This window comes from Nostoc sp. CALU 546 (assembly GCF_048836525.1).
On sequence record NZ_JAWJTF010000065.1, the window covers coordinates 37059 to 56030 of the forward strand.

Sequence of the window (18972 nt, forward strand, 5' to 3'; positions counted from 1 at the left end):
CTACTAAAAAAATTCAACAGCGAGTTGTACCATGATTGCGACACCTAAATTAAGATACTTAAACTGGGTAAAACAAGGATTTCACCAGCTTAGTATTCGGCAAAAAATTTTTTATGGCTACGGTTTGGCTTTGGGAATTGCAGTTTTGGGAACAACAGCGGGGTTGGTAATAGGCGATCGCTATTTCCAGCAAGCTAAACAACAAATGATCGTGGTTGATGAAGAAGGAAGCTTGTTAAGTAGTTTGCAAGGCGAACTGTTGGAAATACAGATTCGCCAACAAGAAATACTGCCTTTTTTGCAGCAGCCGCAATCTTTGCAAAGGGGAATTGCTGATTTCAAAAGCGATGTAGCGGATACCGAAACCTTGCTTGCTCAAGTGCAGGAATTTAGTCAAACTATTTCGCAAAGAGATTTACAAACTCTGTTCAAAAAGCATAACAGCACGATAGCCGGATATTTTGAACAATTCAGGTTACTAATTCGGCAAATTTTGCCATTAAGTTCACAGCCATCGGGAGCTACAAAAGCACAGCAATTAATCTCGAAATTCAGTCAAAGTCAGGATGCTCTCAAGTTTTATCAATTTGCCAATGAGTTAACCGACTTTGCCAAAACGCTTCAAAAACGGCAAGAGGAGGCTCATTTAGCTCAAGAAAAGGCTGCGCTAATCCAAGCTCAGATTATTATTGTTAGTATGCTGGTGTCAGTGGCGATCGCAGCCATCCTGGCTTTCTACACAAGTAAAATCATCGCCTATCCCATTAACGCGGTGACGAATATTGCCCAAAGAGTTACTCAAGAAGCTAATTTTGACTTGCAAGCACCTGTAATTACACAAGATGAAGTCGGAGCGTTAACTAGCTCCCTCAATCAACTTATTCAACAGGTGAAGCACCTTTTAGAAGAACAACAAGCCGAATCCCAAATCCGACTCATTCAAAGTGAGAAAATGTCTAGTTTAGGAAGGATGCTGGCTGGTGTCGCCCACGAAATTAATAATCCAATAAATTTCATTTCTGGAAACCTCGTACACGCGAAAACCTATACTGAGGATCTATTAGCGCTACTGCAAACATACAAAGCCGAAGTTCCTCACCCTTCCCCTGCGGTGGAAACATTAGCAGAAGAAATTGATTTGGAATTTTTGGAAGCAGATTTGCCAAAACTCTTCAACTCAATGACAGTTGGCGCTGACCGCACGCGAGAAATTGTGCGGAGTTTGAAAGATTTCTCTCGTTTAGATGACGGGGAAGTGCAGTTAGTAGAGCTACACGCTTGTCTAGATAGTACACTGTTGATTCTGAACAATCGCCTGAAAAATGGGATTAGCCTTGTTCGCAATTATGGAGAGATTCCACCGATTCCAGGCTATACAGGTTTACTTTATCAGGTATTTATGAATCTTCTCAGCAATGCCATCGATGCATTAGAGGAAAAATTGGCTGAAAATCCCGAATTTTTACCCGAAGTTACCATTATCACAGAATGTTGGCAGAATGATTTAGCGATCGTGCGAATTGTCGATAATGGCCCTGGTATTTCACCAGAAAATCAGCAAAAGATATTTGAAACATTTTTTACAACCAAACCACGCGGTATTGGTACAGGTTTGGGGCTAGCGATCGCATATCAGATTGTGGTAGAAAAACATCAAGGTAAAATTACTTGCAAATCTGAGCTAAATCAAGGAACAGAATTTGCGTTGGCTTTACCAATTTCTCATCCTTAAGCTAGTAGCTTTCAAAATTTTATTCGTTCATTATGAAGCTTGCGTGTCTTAATGTTTTAGAATACTGACGCAAGTCTGCCTATACATAAAGACTCGAAGCTAGTTTTGGCATAGCTTTTTGAGAACAAAGGAAAAAACAAACTTATGGGACTTTTCGATCAAATTCTTGGTGCCGTCGCTAATCCCAATCAACAGGGCAGTTTAGGTCAGTTGGGAAGTATTGTTAACACTGTACAGCAGTTGAGCGATCGTACAGGTGCAGACCCATCTACCATCCAATCAGTTTTGTCAATTGTGGGTGGTCAAGTGCGTTCTGCTTTACAACAAAAGCAAGCCACAGATGGGAATGAAGCCGCACAAAGTATAGTGAATCAATATGCTGGGACTTCTCCTAACCCCCAAGCCGTCAACTCGCTATTTTCTCCTCAGATACAACAACAGGTAGCTCAGATTGCTGCCCAACGCACTGGGTTAGATGCGGGGATAGTTCAACAATTGCTACCTTTAGCCGTACCTTTGGTACTGAATTTTTTGCAATCAGGTGCTAATGCTCAAAATCCCCAAGCTGGCGGAAATTCTGTACTGAATTCCTTCTTAGATGCTGACGGTGATGGTGATGTCGATATTGCTGATGCCATCCAAATGGCTAGTCGATACATCAGACGGTAACACTTTTCTCTACTCCCCACTCCCCTCCAATAAGCCCCTTGTCATCAGACATCGGCAATTAGGCCTTGCTAGATTCTGAGCTAAGACATAGGCTGAGAAGATAGGAAATTTGCAAATATAAATCAGACAGTCTATGTCTAAAGTTTTTGACTGTATTACTGAGGAAATGCAAGCCTTTATTGCTGCCCAACACCTTTTCTTTGTTGGCTCTGCACCTTTGAGTCCTACGGGCCATATTAACCTGTCTCCTAAAGGTCTGGATTGCTTTCGCATTTTCTCTCCCAACCGAGTAGGTTACGTAGACCTCACAGGTAATGCTAACGAAACATCCGCCCATTTGGAAGAAAATGGGCGGATAACCTTTATGTTTTGCGCCTTTGAGGAACCTCCCTGTATCCTGCGTCTTTACGGTCAAGGAAGCACGATTCTACCGAATTCTCCAGACTGGAACTCTCTTTACTCTCAGTTTTTGCCGATACCTGGAACTCGTCAAATTATCGTTGCTGATATTGAAAAAATACAAATATCCTGTGGTTTTGGTGTACCACTCTATGAATATCGAGGTCAGCGCCAGACTCTAGTAAACTGGGCTAATAAAAAAGGCGAAGACGGAGTTAGAGAATATCAACAGCAGAAAAATCTCGTCAGCATTGACGGTTTAGCAACACCACTGAGTAAATTAACCTAAATTTGCCTAATGGATTATTCAGATTTTAGAGTGAACATTATCATGCCCAACTTACGAATTACTTAAACCGATGCCTCCTTTAGCGAATTCTTCAACAGTTTTTTGTGAAAATTCATGAGTTGCGATCGCTTGCAACATTGCCAGTGGTAAAGTCAAATGATGCGCCCCGGCTTGCAATGACGCTGCTGCTTCTTCAGGAGATTTGATACTAGCTGCCAAGATTTCCGTATCACTGCCTTTGAGTACGCTAGCCATATCCCGCACCAAAGCAATACCATCACCCAATAACCGAGTAGCTCGATTTACATAAGCTATGGCAATTTTAGCTCCTGCTTCCCGTGCTACTGCTGCCTGTGCTGCACTGTAAATCGCTGTCACTGAACAGGTAATTTCTGGTGATAGACTCGCCACCACTTCAAAACCTAACGGTGTTGCGGGAATCTTCAAAATTGTTTGTGAACCAATAATCTCGAAAGCTTTTTTACCTTCAGCTAGCATCCCAGCTTTATCAGATGCCATAAGTTGATAGTATAACGGGCCATTCGTCAAGCGAACCAATTTTTTCAGCGTGGTTTCTGGTGGAGTATCGCTTTGAGACAACAGCGTGGGATTTGTGGTAATACCTTTCACCCATCCCCAAAGTTTAACAACTTCAGCTTCCGATGCGATCGCTGAATCCAGATATAGTGCCATAATTTTTCCTGAATCGATTGTTAAAATTAATTTACCAGATGTGCAACTTAAACTTTCTTACCTATCAAAATATTCTGTCTTATTTCCTAGCCCGTAGCATACTATAGGAATCCGCTTTGATTTCTGAAATAATTTGCGTAGGCAGGCAATAGGCAATAGGCAATAGGCAACAGTCAAGAAGGCTTCTTAGTTGTACTGATTTTTTAAAAAACAACGTACAACTCAAAAAGCCTATTTTTCGCCAACGCAAGTAAGTTCAAAAATCAAACCGGATTCCTATATTGATTCAGGACTGCCATCCGAAACTAGTTCATGAGCAAGATATTTTCATTAATTATGGCTGCTTAATTTATTCTTGACTATTACTGTTCCCTGTTGGGGAAATTTTATCGTGAAACTTGTTCCACCTCCTATCTCAGTATCTACATAAATTTCTCCATGATGTATTTCTAAACATTTTTTCACCACAGCCAATCCTAGTCCACTACCAACAATCTTGCCTACATTATTAGCACGATGAAAAGGCTCAAACAAATGCTGATGAAATTCTGAAGGAATTCCTATCCCATTATCTTTGACTTGGAAAATTATTGTGTGTGGTTCACAACTAAGAATTAAAAAAATATTTCCCTCTGGAGGTGAATATTTCATTGCATTTGAGAGTAAATTAGTCAAAATCGAATACAGTATATTTTCATCTAATTTGGCATGAGTACAGTTACCTTGACTGATAAATTTAATAGTATGCTGTTGTTGATTACAAAATTGGAGGTCTTCTATTAAATTAATGCAAAATGCTTCCAAATCCATCAGTTCTGGATTAAATTCCAATTTACCAGCTTCTGCCCTAGTCAAAGTTAAAATATCGGTTAGTAACTGGTTCATTGACCTAGCTGAAGATTGAATGCGATACAGATTTTTAAGTTTCTTCTCTTCTGTCCACTGCTGATTACTTTGAGCCAATAGTTGAGCAGACCCTAAGATAATACTCAATGGTGTACGAAATTCATGGGATACCATTGAAAAAAAGCGCAATTTCAATTCACTAAGTTCTTTTTCTTGAGCTAGAGTTTTTTGAATAGTTTCTGCTTGCTGGCGCTTAACTAATTGTTGATAAAGCAAGGCATAAACCCCTAGTAAAATAGCAAAACTCAAGAAAGTACCGAGGAATTCAATCAACATCCGGTTGCGGATATTATCTTGAGAATCTCTGACCGAAATTTGCAATAACTGTTCCTCCCTAGCTTGCATTTGGGTAAGTATTTCACGGATTTGATTCCGGTTTTGATTGCCTTGAATAATTAGAGGTGCTTGAATAGCAAAGCTTGATTTACCTGTTTCTTTGAGATTAATTGACTGTTTAGATAACTCAACTCTTTGAGTAATGAAGAATTTTAGCTTCGTTAGTTGCTGCTGTTGAGAGGAGTCATCAGCAATTTGTTGCTGCAACTTTTGGACTTTAGTATCTAGGCTTTGCATTGCCTGATAGTAACGTTTTAGTTCTGATTGCTCTCCATATAGGATATAACCCCTACGTCCTGCTTCTGCATCGGTTAGTGTAGCAAAAATGTCGATAATATTTTTCATTACCTCATGCGTATCCTTCACTTGATTGCTACTTGCAATTAACTGAGTAGCATTTTGGTAAGAAATAAGACTAGCTGTACCCATTAATAATAAACACAAGCCAAAACCAGAGGCAATCCATTTTCTTTCCAGCGACCATTTCATAGAAACAATCAATTAATCGTTCAGAGTCCACATCTTAGCCAAGAGCTTATATCAAAGTAAATATTTTCCAACAGAAGCCTAGTACCGCAAGGCGGAATTAAAAATTAAAAATCAAGACAGCGTAAGGGTTTTGTTGATTGGGAATGGGTGGTTTATTTCCGCCGTGCTGTACTAGTTCAGAATTACTTTTATTACTAACCGATTTCTACCCGATTTTTGCCTTTTATCTCCACAACTAGTTGTTAAAATTTTATATAAAATCAATCTCCTTGCACTAAAATGTCTCCAAATAAATTTAATTATTTGTTTGGAGAATTTTAATTTTATCAAACAGAATTCAGGAGTCAGGAGCCAGAATTCAGGATGAATAAATGGGTTTAAGACCCCCACCAAATTGAAAATTTGGTAGTCTACAATGAGTGGCGGGTCAGAATCACTCTTGTGGGGGATTCTGACCGGAGCTAACGGAAACGTCTCCGGCTCCGCTCCTGAATTCCGGCTTCTGAATTCTTCTTCAAATATTTCCTCGTCCTAAATCAAATTGAAAGTATTAAAGTATTAAGGTTAGATATTGGGATTCATCCTAGTTTTTAATTCACAAATATTCTAACAATGCGGATTTTGGTAGTTGAAGATGATGTACAGCTAGCAGAAATGCTGATGGAAGCCCTAATTGATCGTCAATATGTGGTAGATGTGGCTCAAGATGGAGAACAAGCGTGGGATTGCATCAAAGTCTTGGAATATGATTTAGTGGTGCTAGATATTACCTTACCCAAGTTAGATGGTGTGAGTTTTTGTCAACGCTTGCGATCGCCTATTGGGGAGCGGAGCATGTCGCGCAATCGCACAATACCTGTACTCATGTTAACAGCACGCGATACCCTTGGTGACAAAATTACCGGGTTGGATGCTGGGGCAGATGATTATATGGTCAAACCTTTTGAAATGTCAGAGTTAATGGCTCGTGTTCGCGCACTGTTGCGCCGTAATAATGCCACCACATCTTTCCTAGACTTTGGTTGGGGTAATCTGCGTTTAAATCCTAGCACTTATGAAGTCACCTATGCTGGCCAGTCCTTACACCTAACACCCAAAGAATTTGCTCTTTTAGAATTAATGGTTTCGAGCGGTCGGCGGGTGCTAAGTCGAGCCGGAATTATTGAGCGTATTTGGTCACTGGATGATCCACCCAGCGAAGAAACTGTTAAGTCTCACATTAAGAGTTTACGGTATAAACTTAAAGACGTAGGTGCTGCCGATGATTTTATTGAGACAGTTCATGGATTGGGCTATCGCTTAAAGCAGCTTTAGAAAACTAACCGATTTCTACCTTATATTTGCCCATTATCTCCACAATTGATTGTTAAACTGCAATTAAATTACTGAAATTAACCTCATTACACTACCAGTTCTCCAAATCGATTTAATTATTGACTTGGAGAATTTTAATTTTGACCTCTGCTAACCTGGATTTATCACAAGTGAGAAATCCAAGGATTGTGGGGAGATAGAAAAAAGCAACAAACCTCACACACCTTCCACACTATGAGTGAGAAATCCGGGGCTAACACACCACAACTTTAGGATGCTGCATTCTCCTATCGCTAACATACTCTAAGTGGATTTAAAAAATAAAATATTAGTCCTAATATAGAGATTTATTTAGATAACATTACTTTTCTAATCACCGATTTTCCCCCATTACTAACCGATCTTTCAACTTTTCAAGCGTAATATATCAGAACAAAACTACGTTGGGAAGTTTATATTTCCTAGAAGGTTTTTACACGTTTATTTGGATGATAGGTAACTTTTAAAATTAGAATCTTTACTACAAGTATCTCATTTGTGAAATTTTGTGTCCTTTACAAGGAAATTTTAATTATGAATACTCTTGCCTCTTTAAATTTAGTTAAATCTCTAGAAAATTCTGCTCCAGAAGCGCCAAATTCTCAACCCCAAAATTCTCAACCCCCAAATTCTCAACCCATATATGCGCTAATTTCAGTTCATGGCGACCCTACAGCTGAAATTGGCAAAGAAGGGGCAGGTGGTCAAAATGTCTACGTGCGAGAATTGGGGTTAGCATTAGCAAAACGCGGCTGTCAGGTTGATATGTTTACCCGACGCGAACACCTCAATCAAGAAGAAATTGTGGAATTAGCACCAGGATGTCGCACTATTCGTCTAAATGCTGGGCCAGCAGAATTCATTTCTAGAAATAATTTATTTGAATATCTACCGGAATTTGTAGAAGCTTGGCTGAATTTTCAAAACCGAACAGGCCATAGCTATGCATTGATTCACACTAATTATTGGCTTTCTGGTTGGGTAGGATTGGAACTTAAATCTCGATTGGGATTACCTCAAGTTCATACCTATCACTCTATAGGGGCAGTTAAATACCGCAATGTGGAGAATCCGCCGCAGATTGCTGCAATTCGTGATTGTGTGGAGAAGGCTACTTTAGAACAAGCAGATTATGTCATATCCACTAGCCCTCAAGAAGTAGAAGACTTACGTCAGTTAATTTCGCAACATGGACGTATTAAAGTTATTCCGTGCGGAATCAATACTGAACACTTTGGTTCTGTAAATCGAGAAGTTGCTCGCCAACAGTTGGGAATTGCTCCAGATTCTCAGATTATCTTGTATGTAGGACGCTTTGACCCCCGCAAGGGAGTTGAAACCCTAGTAAAAGCCTGCGCCACTTTGCCTGATTCATTTCAACTCTATCTAGTTGGTGGTAGCCGCGAAGATGGAGAAGACTTCCAAGAACAGCAACGCATTCAAACTTTGGTGAACGAACTGGGATTGAAAGCAGTTACAGTTTTTACGGGACGAATTTCTCAAGCGCTCTTACCTACTTACTATGCCACTGGGGATATCTGCGTTGTACCGAGTTACTACGAACCTTTTGGTTTAGTTGCGATTGAAGCAATGGCAGCCGGAACACCTGTAATTGCTAGTAATGTGGGAGGATTGCAGCATACGGTGGTGCATGGTGAAACCGGACTTTTAGTTCCTCCCTGTGATTCTAAGGCATTGGCGATCGCTATTCATAGTCTGCTAAAAAATCCGACCCTAAAACAGAGCTATGGCAATGCTGCACAAAATTGGGTTCAGTCCCGCTTTAGCACTCAGGGAGTTGCCGCTCAAGTTCACGAGCTTTATCAATCTTTAACACTGGATACATTTATTCAAGAAATTATTCAAACTAAAAAGCTAACTCCAGATTTGGAAAAGCAAATACAAAATTTGTTAAAGTCGAAAGCTTTGAAATCAAATGAAATTAAAGCTTTAGAAAAATTAATTGACTCTTTTTCTAATGGCATTTTCCAGTGGGCAAGCACTTAGGGACTTCAAACTAAAAAAATATCCCATCGCTTTCGCAAGCAGGGGAGGAAGAATCTAATGCCCAAATCTTGATTTTTGGAAAAAATAAGGTGCGTTAGCTCTCTTCATAACGCACCTTCTATTAGCGGTTGCAGATTAATAAATCCACATTCCTTATTCTTCTGGCTCTAAATCAACTTCATCCTCTTCATCTTCTTCACTGGCTTTAGCTACGGAGTTAGCAGAAACAACAGCGCCTTTATCTAACTTTTCCCGCACCAGTTTCTTAATTTCTTCAGCAAATTCCGGCTTTTCTTCTAGATACTTAATGGCGTTGTCTCGTCCTTGGGAGATATTATCGCCGTTGTAACTATACCAAGCTCCTTTGCGGATAATAATGCCAGTTTCTTCTGCTAGGTCAACAACACAACCCAAGGTAGAAATACCTTTACCAAAAATAATGTCAAATTCCGCTATTCTGAAAGGCGGCGCTACTTTATTTTTGGCGACTTTGACTTTAACCCGATTACCATATTCATCTGTACCTTTTTTCAAGGTTTGAATCCGACGAATATCCAAGCGCACCGAGGCATAAAATTTCAATGCGTTACCGCCAGTAGTAGTTTCTGGGCTACCGTAAGTAACACCGATTTTTTGCCGCAACTGGTTGATGAAAATTACTGTACAGCCAGATTTACCAATGTTGCCAGTAATCTTACGTAGAGCTTGGCTCATTAACCGTGCTTGCAGACCAACGTGGGCGTCACCCATATCGCCTTCAATTTCAGCACGAGGAACCAGTGCTGCTACTGAGTCAATGACTACAATATCAACCGCAGCAGAGCGCACAAGCTGATCAACAATTTCCAAAGCTGATTCGCCAGTGTCAGGTTGGGAAATCAGCAAATTGTCAATATCTACACCCAATGCCGCAGCATAAGTAGGATCAAGGGCGTGTTCTGCATCAACAAAGGCAGCAATACCGCCATTTCTTTGCACTTCGGCGAGTGCATGTAGCGCTACTGTGGTTTTACCGGAACTTTCCGGCCCATAAATTTCAATTACTCGCCCCTTGGGTAAACCACCACCCAATGCTAAATCTAAAGTAAGCGCTCCACTGGAAATCGTTTCCACCCGCATCCGGGTAGCATCGCCCAGGCGCATGATTGCTCCTTTACCAAAGCTGCGCTCAATTTGGTTGAGCACCATAGTCAGTGCTTTTTGCTTGCCGGAAGTATCGGTGTTGATAGCCATTCTTACGTCTAATGCCTCTAAATATATGGTTTTAAGGAGTGTTGCTCTGGGAATTTGAGTAGAACAGATATACTATTTTAACCAGAAAATTCTGGAATAGGATTTCTCAAATCAAAAAAAGAGTATGACAAGATCGTAACTCGATCGCTACCAGATTAGGGTAGTCTTGCACAATGATACCAACTTGCATTCAGAGATAGCTTTTTTTGGCTGGGTAAGCAAGGGTTTTCAACTATTTACATAAACGAGCAGCAAATACTCTTAAGCCAGAATTGAAATGAGAAGATTTGTTTACTAAAATATAGTCAAAATGTCCAAAATAGTCAAAAGTGCTATAGGAATCCGCTTTGATTTCTAAACGAATTTGCGTAGACAGGCAATAGGCAATCTTGCTACAGGCAACAGTCAAGAAGGCTTCTTAGTTGTACTGAGTTTTTTCAGAAATCAAATATGAGTCCTATATGCAGACCTACACTCTCACAGATGCCCGTAACAAACACGGTGAGTTCCCGATCGCAATTTAATAGAAGTGATTTTAGTCGGTAGGCGCAATGATGATGATGTCTACAAAAGATTGAAGCGTTTACTGGGTTAAGCTTTGGTTTTCATTAAAATGCTAGAATCTCTCCAGCACAAATGCTTTCAGGCATCTTTGATGACTTTCGACCTTCCCGACTCTCTGATTCTCGATACAGCGCTTTCGGTATCTGGATTAACTGACTATATCCGCTTGCTGTTAGAGCAAGATGAACAATTGCGTCAAGTTTGGGTAACTGGCGAAGTTTCCAGCGCTAACCACCATCGGAGTGGGTTATTTTTTACACTGCAAGATACCGATCGCACCGCCGGAATTAAGTGTGTGGTATGGAATAGCCAATTGCCAAAACTCGCCCAAATGCCTGTTCCTGGTGAGCAGATAATCATTTTGGGTAGTATTCGCGTGTATCCGCAACGGGGAGAGTATCAGTTATCAGTTTGGCAAACTCTACCTGCTGGCGTTGGTTTACAGGCGCTACGCTATCAACAACTAAAAAATCGTTTGCTGGCTGAGGGATTATTCGACGCGCAAAGAAAGCGATCGCTCCCCATCCACCCCCAAACGATCGCTGTCGTCACTTCACCAACGGCTGCTGCTTGGGGTGATATTCAAAAAACTCTCAAGCAAAGGTATCCAGGTTTACACGTTTTATTTTCTCCCGCCACAGTACAAGGTGAGCAAGCACCGGAATCTATCGTGAAAGCAATTGAGCGGGTGGAAAGAGATGGACGCGCCGAAGTGCTAATTTTATCGCGGGGTGGCGGCGCAGTGGAAGAGTTGGCTTGTTTTAATGATGAACGAGTGGTGCGATCGCTGGCTAGTTGTTCCATTCCTGTAATTACTGGTATCGGCCATCAACGAGATGAATCTTTAGCAGATTTAGTTGCAGATGCTTGTGTGCATACACCCACTGCGGCGGCAGAAATGATTGTGCCAGCACTTTCAGAGTTGTATACCGAGCATCGGGGGCGAGTTGTAGCTTTACATGAAGCGGTGCATGACTTTAGGGAAAATGCTGAGAATAAACTGCAAGGATTCCGAAACCGTTTGCGACGTTTGCGCTTAGATCGGCAAGTGCAGCAGGAAGTGGAAAAGTTAGCTTGGAAGCGTCAGCATTTAGTGCAAATTACGACGGGGCGATCGCAGCAAGCAACGCAACATCTAGAATTATTGCGGCAAAAGTTGGCTAGTCTTGACCCGAAAGCGGTGTTGCAGCGTGGTTATGCGGTGGTGAGAAGGGAAGATGGGGCGATCGCTCGTGATGCGGCAGAGTTGGCTGTGGGGCAAGAATTAGTAATCCAGTTAGGGCAGGGTGGGGTTAAAGTGAAGGTTATAGAAGTGAACGAACTGCAAAGGCGCAGAGGACGCAGAGAGGTTAATGGTTAAACGTAAGAGTGCTTCTAGTTCTGAGGAAGGTTGGAATTATGAGGCGAAGGTTGCTGAAATAGAGGGAATTATTACTCGCATCGAGGCGGGTGAGTTGGAGTTGGAAGCGGTATTTGAGCAATTTGCAAGTGCTGTTGAATATTTGCGCCAGTGTGAAAGTTTTTTGCAGCAACGACAGCAGCAGGTAGATTTGTTGATTGAAACTTTGAGTGATGATTGAAGAAGAATTCAGAAGTCAGAATTCAGGAGTCAGAATTCAGGAGTCAGAATAAAGACGCGACGCTCGCAGACTTGCTACCGCTCCGCTATCGTTCGCGTAGCGTGTCGTAGACAAGACTCGCTAACGCTTCTCTACGAGACGCTAAAAGCGTAGCTTGCAACTCTTACAGAGTACGCTATCAGTCGGGGATTCAGACCGGCGCAGGAATTGTTGCACCACCAACTTGAAAATTTCGTGGGGGCTTAAGATTGGCAAATTGGAATTATGATGATGAATGTGGCTCCCTGCCCCAGTTCGGAAACGCACTGTAATTTGCCTTTGTGTTTTTCAGCCACAATCTGATAACTAATGGAAAGTCCCATTCCTGTGCCTTTACCGACAGGTTTTGTCGTAAAGAATGGATCAAATAATTTTTGCTTGAGATCAGCAGGAATTCCAGGGCCGTTATCTGTGATTTTAATGGCAACTTGTTTTCTTTCTACCAGGGTAGTGCAAATCGTAATGGTAGGAGTTAAGAGTTGGTGTTGATTGTTCGCTTCTTCTAGGGCATCAATGGCATTGCTCAAAAGATTCATAAACACTTGATTGAGTTGTCCGGCATAGCACTCGACTAGCGGTAACTCCCCATAAGCTTTGACAATCTCAATGCCTTGAGAATCAGGTTTAGCTTTCAGTCGATGTTGCAGAATCATCACTGTACTATCAATGCCGTCATGAATATCGACTTCTTTCATCTCGGCTTCATCCATGCGGGAGAAAGTGCGTAGAGAGACAACAATTTTTTGAATGCGTTCTGCTCCAATTCGCATGGAATAAATAAGTTTGGGTAAGTCTTCTACTAAAAACTCCAAGTCCATCGTTTCGGCTTCTTCTTGAATCTCAGAATGGGCGTTTGGGTAATGTTTCTGATAAAGTTTCAGGAGTCTGAGAATATTTTTGGTGTATTCATTGGCATGGCTAAGATTGCCGAAGATAAAGTTGACTGGGTTGTTGATTTCATGGGCAACACCTGCCACCAGTTGTCCCAATCCTGACATTTTCTCAGCTTGGATCATCTGGGTTTGGGTGTGCTGGAGTTCTTGCAGAGTTTGCTCTAATTCTACTGTGCGCTGGTTTAATTGGGCTTCGGCACGTTTGCGATCGCTAATGTCTAAGCTTGTGCCAATAATCCGGTAAATCCGTCCCTCATTATTTTTGAGTGGGTTGAAATTGATCATCCACCAAGTTTCTTGCCCATTAAAGGTTAGGCACTGCTCATGATAAACGGGCATTTCCGTTCTAGCGCACTCAGTAAGCTGTTGTTGCATAATTTCAGCCTGTGCTACCTCAAGCACTTCAGCGGGCGTTTTGCCTACGGCATCAGCACTACGAATTCCACACGCTCGTTCCGAAAGAGCATTCCATCCAGCGTAATAGAAGCGACGATCTTCCGACACATCCACAACAAAAATGCTCATTTCGGCTCCGTTGTAGATGCTGCTCAGAAACTCCTCTTTCTCTTGTAGTTGCTGCTCTGCCAGTTTGCGTAAACGAAGCTCGTCGTAGACATTGCTAATATCAATCACCACCCCATCCCACACAATCAAGCCATCAGCTTGCTGTTCTGGTCGAGAAACACACTGAATCCATTTGGTTTTGCCTGAAGGAGTCACAATTCGCCACTCGTGACTAAAAGGCGTTAACATTCGGGCAGAATCAGCAACTAACTGTCCCAGGGTTGAGAAATCGTCTGGATGCGCCATGAGGTGAATGTTATGTACCCCTGCCATGACTGCCTTTGGATCAACCTCATACAAGTCATAGCAACCTGAACTGACGTAGGGTGTCCAGAAAGAACCATCGGTAGCCAAACAGAATTGGAATACCATCCCTGGAATATTGTCAGCCACCTTTTGGAAGCGGGCTTCACTGGCACGCAGTTCTAGCAGTGTTTGTTGTGCTTGCTCATAAAGTCGGGCATTTTCTAGAGAAATGGCGGCTTGAGTACATAACAGGTTAAGCAGTTCGACGCGATCGCTAGTAAATGCTCCTGTCGTCAAGTTATTCTCCAAATACAGGATACCCGCGAATTCACCCCGATAGAGAATTGGACTACATAATATACTTTTTGGCTGTTGGCTCAAAATGTAACTATCACTGGCAAAGACTGGATGAGTAGTGGCATCTGCCAACACCAAAGGTTGTAAGGAATGTTTGACGTGATAAATCACTCTCAAAGGAATATCCTGACTTTCCTCCACTGGAATTTTTTGCAGAATGATGGGTTGAGTATTAACGGTGATAGCCCCTTTAATCACCAAGCGATCGCTTTGCAGCAGCATTAACACGCATTTTTCTGCCCCAGCATTTTCAATCACTATCTGAAGCAGCATCATTAGGAGTTTTTCTAATTCAATTTCACTAGAAAGAGTTTGAGAGGCTTTGAGAACGGTTGTCAGGTCGAGCAATTCTGTAATATTGCTTGAGCTAGAGGTTTGAGTAGAATTAAAAGATGGGGCAAAAATTGTGTTAGATGGACTAAGTAATGGTTGCGGGTGTTGCACAATTGCGGTCAAAAGCTGAGGATAGCGCTGTTCCAAGTCGGTGATTTTGGCTTTAGCTCCCCAACGGGCATAGCAGTAGTACGCTTCTTGCATATATGCTTGGGCAAGTTTTTCTTTGCCCCAGTTGAGGTAAAATTTCCCTGCTAGTTCATTGCTGAGAGCTTCTTCTTGAATATATGCATTTGCTTTAGCGGATGCGATCGCGCGATCGTAGTAATCCATAGCTTCATACATCTGTCCCAACACCCGATACTGCTCTGCTTCCACCAAATAAAATTTGTGTAAATGGTTTGTAGGGGCGTGGTTTGCCCATTCTTTGAGCTTCTTCTGGTTGCTAACAACTTCCTGGGGCAGTGATTCCTTACCTTGGGCGTTGGGTAACACCGCCAAATGAGTCAATGAATCGTAAAAGTGAAACACCGGAATCATGAAACAGCCGGATACACCATGCAAATATTGTTTGGCATCAACTGCCACTTTCATTGCTTGTTCCCACTCATTGAACAAGTAACAAAGAATTAGTTTATTGATATACAGTGTTCCCATTGCATAGAGATCGTTAGCCTGCTGATGCTTGGGCAACATCATTTCTTCGTCATAAACCACACCTTTAATTTCCCAAGGACACTTACTCTGTCCCAATAAATTTAAAACTGATTGGTAAAAGACTCTCAAATAATTGTGAGCAACTTCCTGTTTAAGTTGATCCAATGCCTGACTGTAAACCTTCATCTCTGGTTCTAAGATTGACAAATCTTTTCCGAGAAAATAGGACAGCGAACAATAATTGTAGGCACAGTAGGCAGCATATTCTAAAGTACCCATCTCCAGACCGCTATGGTATCCGTCGAGCAAAGGAGCGAGTGAATTTTGAATATGATGTTTCCAGGGCTTTACGAAGGGATAAACCATGTTAATCGTGCTGGCTTTAAATTCTCTACTCTCGAAGCGTGATAGTAGTCCCATTGCCAGTTCGCTAATGCGATCGCCTAAATCTATTTCTCCAATACCGCACAAAATTACTCCATACCAAGCATAAGCCTGTGCTGATACCGCAGCATTACCATAAACAACCGATAATCTAACCTGCTTGCACACAATTAACGGCAGTAATGCTGGAACCGCTTGATAGACTGCTGCTGTTACAGTCGCTAAAATTCGGATCACTGCCAGACCTCGGAGGTCTTTCATCTCCGGCAGTTCCAACAAATCTTCTAAATGTTTTTCTTTTAATACATCTTGAGTCTGTTGCAAACTTTCAGTAATCTCTGCGTTAGTCGGCTGCTCTGGAAACGACACTCCAAATAATTCCAAAGCAGAAAGTGCGGTTTTAATGGCTTTGGGTTGCTGACTCTGGGCTACATCAGCCAGAATTTTTACTTCATAGACTTTCACTTTATCTAATAATTGACGAGCATTTTGCACTACCTCGTCAACTATCTGCTCCATTTGCCTAAAGTAACCGCTCAGACAAGTTAATTCTGCGGCTAAATCATGCAGAGCTAATGTTAATTCATAGGATTGCTGCCAACAATTTGCTGTGAGAAGTTGTATGCCTTTAGTGGTGTATTCAATTGCCGCAACGTAAGCGGTTGCAGATTTTGCTTTTTGGGCAGCAACTAGATTTAGCTTCGCTAATGTTTCCCGTTCAGATTCTAAGACAATTAAATCGGCTCCTTTATTTAATTGATTAACAATCTCGAAGATTTTTTCCTCTTTTTCCGTTTCGTTCATTACACTTAAAAGCAATTGCCCAATTTTTAAGTGCATCAGTTGTTTTTGGTTATCGGGAATGAGTGAATAAGCAGCTTGTTGGACGCGATCGTGCAGAAACTTGTAGAAAACAATCACTTTATTATCTGCTTCTATCTGTTCATTCTCCTCAATCAACAACTCTGATTTTGATTGATAAAACTTGTAAATATCATTGCTGGGAATTACTAATCCTTCCTGAAGGGCTTTCCATAAGTCAGTAGCAGTTTCAGCTTGAGACTTTTCATAGACAATTGCCAGTGTTGCTAATTCAAAAGAGTTACCAATGCACGCGGCTAGTTTCAGGGCATTTTGAGTGGCAATTGGCAACTTCTGCAACTGCATTGCCATGAACTCTACCACGTCATCTCTCAGAGAGAGCAATTGCACATCACTAATATCACACTGCCAATGACCAGCTTGAGGATCAAACTCAATCGCTCCCTCTTCATGTAATGCCTTGAGAAACTGTGTGCTGAAAAAGGGGTTTCCTTGAGTTTTTTGATAGACTAGCTGGGTTAAAGGTTGCGCGATCGCTGCTGGACATTGCAATGTATCTGTAACTAGCAAATTTAAACTTTCTTGACTCAAGGGAGCTAGTGTGATTGTATTGACTGTAGTGCCAGCTTTATTAATTTCTTCTAACGTCAATGTCAACGGATGAGCAGGTGAAACTTCATTATCACGATATGCACCAATCAATAACATGAAACCGCTTTCTCTTTGTCCCATTAACACCTGAATCAAGTTTAATGATGCTGAATCTGCCCACTGCAAATCATCCAAAAACATCACCAAGGGATGTGTAACTGTAGTAAATACTTGAATAAATTTTTGGAACAACAGATTAAAACGGTTCTGGGAAGCACTTCCTGAGAGTTCCACCACTGGAGATTGTTGCCCGATAATCTCCTCTAACTCAGGAATCACCTCAATAATTACTTGAGCATTTTCTCCCAAAGCTGTCAGAATCTTCTTCTTCCATTGCTTTAATTGGGTGTCATTTTCGCCTAACAACTGCCCCATTAAGTCACGAAAGGCTTGGACAAAGGCACTGAGGGGAATATTGCGGTTGAACTGGTCATACTTGCCTTTGATAAAGTAGCCTCGTTGCCGGACAATGGGTTTATGTACTTCATTCACCACTGCCGTTTTACCAATGCCGGAGAATCCCGCCACTAACATGAACTCCGATGCTCCATTGGCAACCCGCTCGAATGCTTCTAGTAGTATTTTAACTTCTTGCTCCCTGCCATAGAGTTTTTCTGCCATTACGAAGCGATCGCTTATATCTCGCTTTCCAATCGAGAAATTCTCAATTTTCCTGATTTCGTTTAGTTGTTCTATACATAGATGCAAATCATGCTTTAGTCCCAACGCACTTTGGTAGCGGTCTTCGGCATTTTTCGCCATTAGCTTGTGAATAATGTCTCCCAGAACCAAAGGGATCTCAGAGTTGACATCGCACACATTCAGAGGAAGTTTTGCAATATGACAATGCACTAACTCCATCGGATCTTGAGAATCAAAAGGCACTTTTCCTGTCAGTAGCTCAAAGAAACTTACTCCCAATGAATAAAAATCACTGCGGTAATCAATCCCCCGATTCATGCGTCCTGTTTGTTCTGGTGATAGATAAGCCAGAGTCCCTTCCAGGACATTGGGATTTTGGATTTCAGTGGTTTCTCTCGGTAACAAGGAGGAAATGCTGAAGTCTATCAGCTTTAACACCAAGGTATCTGGATGAATCAGGATATTAGCGGGTTTAATGTCTTTATGAATCACCCGTTGTTGATGTAACTGGTGGAGAATCTCTGTTAGTTGTAGGGCTATAATTAGGAATTGGTCTAAGTGTTGCGGCTGTTCTTTTGTAAATTGTCGCAGTGATATGCCACCAAAATCTTCCATCACCAAAGCATAGCCATTATTATAAGGTTCTAGGCTATAGGGCTTAATAATCCCAGGAATATCTAGGTTTTTGGCTAAGGCATATTGGTTGCGAAACTGTACGAGTTCGCTAAAGGTGGGGTATTCCCGTTTTAAAAGCTTGATCACAACTGCTTGGTTATCTGCTTCTCTGACAGCTCGATACACGAGTGTGCGTGAACCTGAGTATAGTTGCTCTCTAATTTGGTAGCCTGCCAGTGTCACAGTTATATCCACTTTTGCGCTCATAACTTTTTCGGGGAATTTTTTTAGTCAGTTTAGAATTCCCCATAGAATATTTTGTGTAACAAACCTTGGCAATTCTTTACTTTCTGGATGTATTGCTTGTAAGTAAGTTGGTGGGAATAAATCAAACTATAGGAATCCGCTTTGATTTCTGAACGAATTTGCGTAGACAGGCAATAGGAAAGAAGGCTTCTTAGTTGTACTGAGTTTTTTCAGAAATCAAATATGAGTCCTATAGAAATTTAAGAGGAATGT

General features: G+C 41.6%; 11 protein-coding genes and 1 pseudogene. 8 read left to right on the plus strand and 4 right to left on the minus strand.

The window, feature by feature from the left end; genetic code table 11:
• The first annotated feature begins 31 nt into the window (after window positions 1–31).
• The 3 genes from RRG12_RS26890 to RRG12_RS26900 all read left to right on the plus strand — a co-directional run bounded on the left by RRG12_RS26890 (window position 32) and on the right by RRG12_RS26900 (window position 3089).
• Window positions 32–1732, plus strand: a complete 1701-nt coding sequence (locus RRG12_RS26890; RefSeq protein ID WP_420759876.1) for an ATP-binding protein — start codon at window positions 32–34, stop codon at window positions 1730–1732.
• Between the two features lie 144 nt (window positions 1733–1876).
• Entirely contained in the window at window positions 1877–2401 is a 525-nt protein-coding gene (locus tag RRG12_RS26895; RefSeq protein ID WP_069069399.1) for a DUF937 domain-containing protein, read from the plus strand.
• A gap of 133 nt (window positions 2402–2534) precedes the next feature.
• Window positions 2535–3089, plus strand: a complete 555-nt coding sequence (locus RRG12_RS26900; RefSeq protein ID WP_069069398.1) for a pyridoxamine 5'-phosphate oxidase family protein — start codon at window positions 2535–2537, stop codon at window positions 3087–3089.
• Window positions 3090–3140: 51 nt separating this feature from the next.
• On the opposite strand, the gene RRG12_RS26905 is transcribed toward RRG12_RS26900, so the two are convergent.
• Together RRG12_RS26905 and RRG12_RS26910 are read right to left on the minus strand one after the other, a co-directional pair.
• Complete coding sequence (locus RRG12_RS26905) at window positions 3141–3782, minus strand: transaldolase family protein (RefSeq protein WP_420759875.1); 642 nt, start codon at window positions 3780–3782, stop codon at window positions 3141–3143.
• 330 nt (window positions 3783–4112) lie between these two features.
• On the minus strand, window positions 4113–5513 hold the full coding sequence (locus tag RRG12_RS26910) for an ATP-binding protein (protein ID WP_420759874.1): 1401 nt from the start codon (window positions 5511–5513) through the stop codon (window positions 4113–4115).
• A 612-nt stretch (window positions 5514–6125) separates the two neighbouring features.
• Here RRG12_RS26910 and RRG12_RS26915 point away from each other — a divergent pair.
• Window positions 6126–6827, plus strand: a complete 702-nt coding sequence (locus tag RRG12_RS26915; RefSeq protein ID WP_420759873.1) for a response regulator transcription factor — start codon at window positions 6126–6128, stop codon at window positions 6825–6827.
• Window positions 6828–7400: 573 nt separating this feature from the next.
• A complete protein-coding gene (locus RRG12_RS26920; RefSeq protein ID WP_420759872.1) occupies window positions 7401–8873 on the plus strand; it encodes a glycosyltransferase in 1473 nt (490 codons plus the stop codon).
• A 153-nt stretch (window positions 8874–9026) separates the two neighbouring features.
• On the opposite strand, the gene recA is transcribed toward RRG12_RS26920, so the two are convergent.
• Window positions 9027–10106: a recombinase RecA gene (recA, locus tag RRG12_RS26925; protein ID WP_069069393.1), complete on the minus strand. Its 1080-nt coding sequence runs from the start codon at window positions 10104–10106 to the stop codon at window positions 9027–9029.
• A 511-nt stretch (window positions 10107–10617) separates the two neighbouring features.
• Here recA and RRG12_RS26930 point away from each other — a divergent pair.
• The 3 genes and pseudogenes from RRG12_RS26930 to xseB all read left to right on the plus strand — a co-directional run.
• Window positions 10618–10701, plus strand: a pseudogene (locus tag RRG12_RS26930) (type II toxin-antitoxin system RelE/ParE family toxin); the annotation flags it as partial.
• Window positions 10702–10761: 60 nt separating this feature from the next.
• Complete coding sequence (gene xseA, locus RRG12_RS26935) at window positions 10762–12030, plus strand: exodeoxyribonuclease VII large subunit (RefSeq protein ID WP_069069389.1); 1269 nt, start codon at window positions 10762–10764, stop codon at window positions 12028–12030.
• Window positions 12023–12250, plus strand: coding sequence for an exodeoxyribonuclease VII small subunit (xseB, locus tag RRG12_RS26940; RefSeq protein WP_069069388.1), 228 nt, complete (start codon window positions 12023–12025; stop codon window positions 12248–12250). Before xseA ends, xseB begins: the two co-directional genes overlap by 8 nt.
• A gap of 242 nt (window positions 12251–12492) precedes the next feature.
• Here the strand turns inward: xseB and RRG12_RS26945 are convergent, their stop codons facing one another.
• Window positions 12493–18720, minus strand: coding sequence for an AAA family ATPase (locus RRG12_RS26945; RefSeq protein ID WP_420761269.1), 6228 nt, complete (start codon window positions 18718–18720; stop codon window positions 12493–12495).
• Window positions 18721–18972: the final 252 nt, after the last annotated feature.

Coding starts and splice junctions, on each gene's coding strand:
- RRG12_RS26890 (WP_420759876.1), top strand. CDS start 32: ATGATTGCGACACCTAAATTAAGATACTTAAACTGGGTAAAACAAGGA.
- RRG12_RS26895 (WP_069069399.1), top strand. CDS start 1,877: ATGGGACTTTTCGATCAAATTCTTGGTGCCGTCGCTAATCCCAATCAA.
- RRG12_RS26900 (WP_069069398.1), top strand. CDS start 2,535: ATGTCTAAAGTTTTTGACTGTATTACTGAGGAAATGCAAGCCTTTATT.
- RRG12_RS26905 (WP_420759875.1), bottom strand. CDS start 3,782: ATGGCACTATATCTGGATTCAGCGATCGCATCGGAAGCTGAAGTTGTT.
- RRG12_RS26910 (WP_420759874.1), bottom strand. CDS start 5,513: ATGAAATGGTCGCTGGAAAGAAAATGGATTGCCTCTGGTTTTGGCTTG.
- RRG12_RS26915 (WP_420759873.1), top strand. CDS start 6,126: ATGCGGATTTTGGTAGTTGAAGATGATGTACAGCTAGCAGAAATGCTG.
- RRG12_RS26920 (WP_420759872.1), top strand. CDS start 7,401: ATGAATACTCTTGCCTCTTTAAATTTAGTTAAATCTCTAGAAAATTCT.
- recA (WP_069069393.1), bottom strand. CDS start 10,106: ATGGCTATCAACACCGATACTTCCGGCAAGCAAAAAGCACTGACTATG.
- xseA (WP_069069389.1), top strand. CDS start 10,762: ATGACTTTCGACCTTCCCGACTCTCTGATTCTCGATACAGCGCTTTCG.
- xseB (WP_069069388.1), top strand. CDS start 12,023: ATGGTTAAACGTAAGAGTGCTTCTAGTTCTGAGGAAGGTTGGAATTAT.
- RRG12_RS26945 (WP_420761269.1), bottom strand. CDS start 18,720: ATGAGCGCAAAAGTGGATATAACTGTGACACTGGCAGGCTACCAAATT.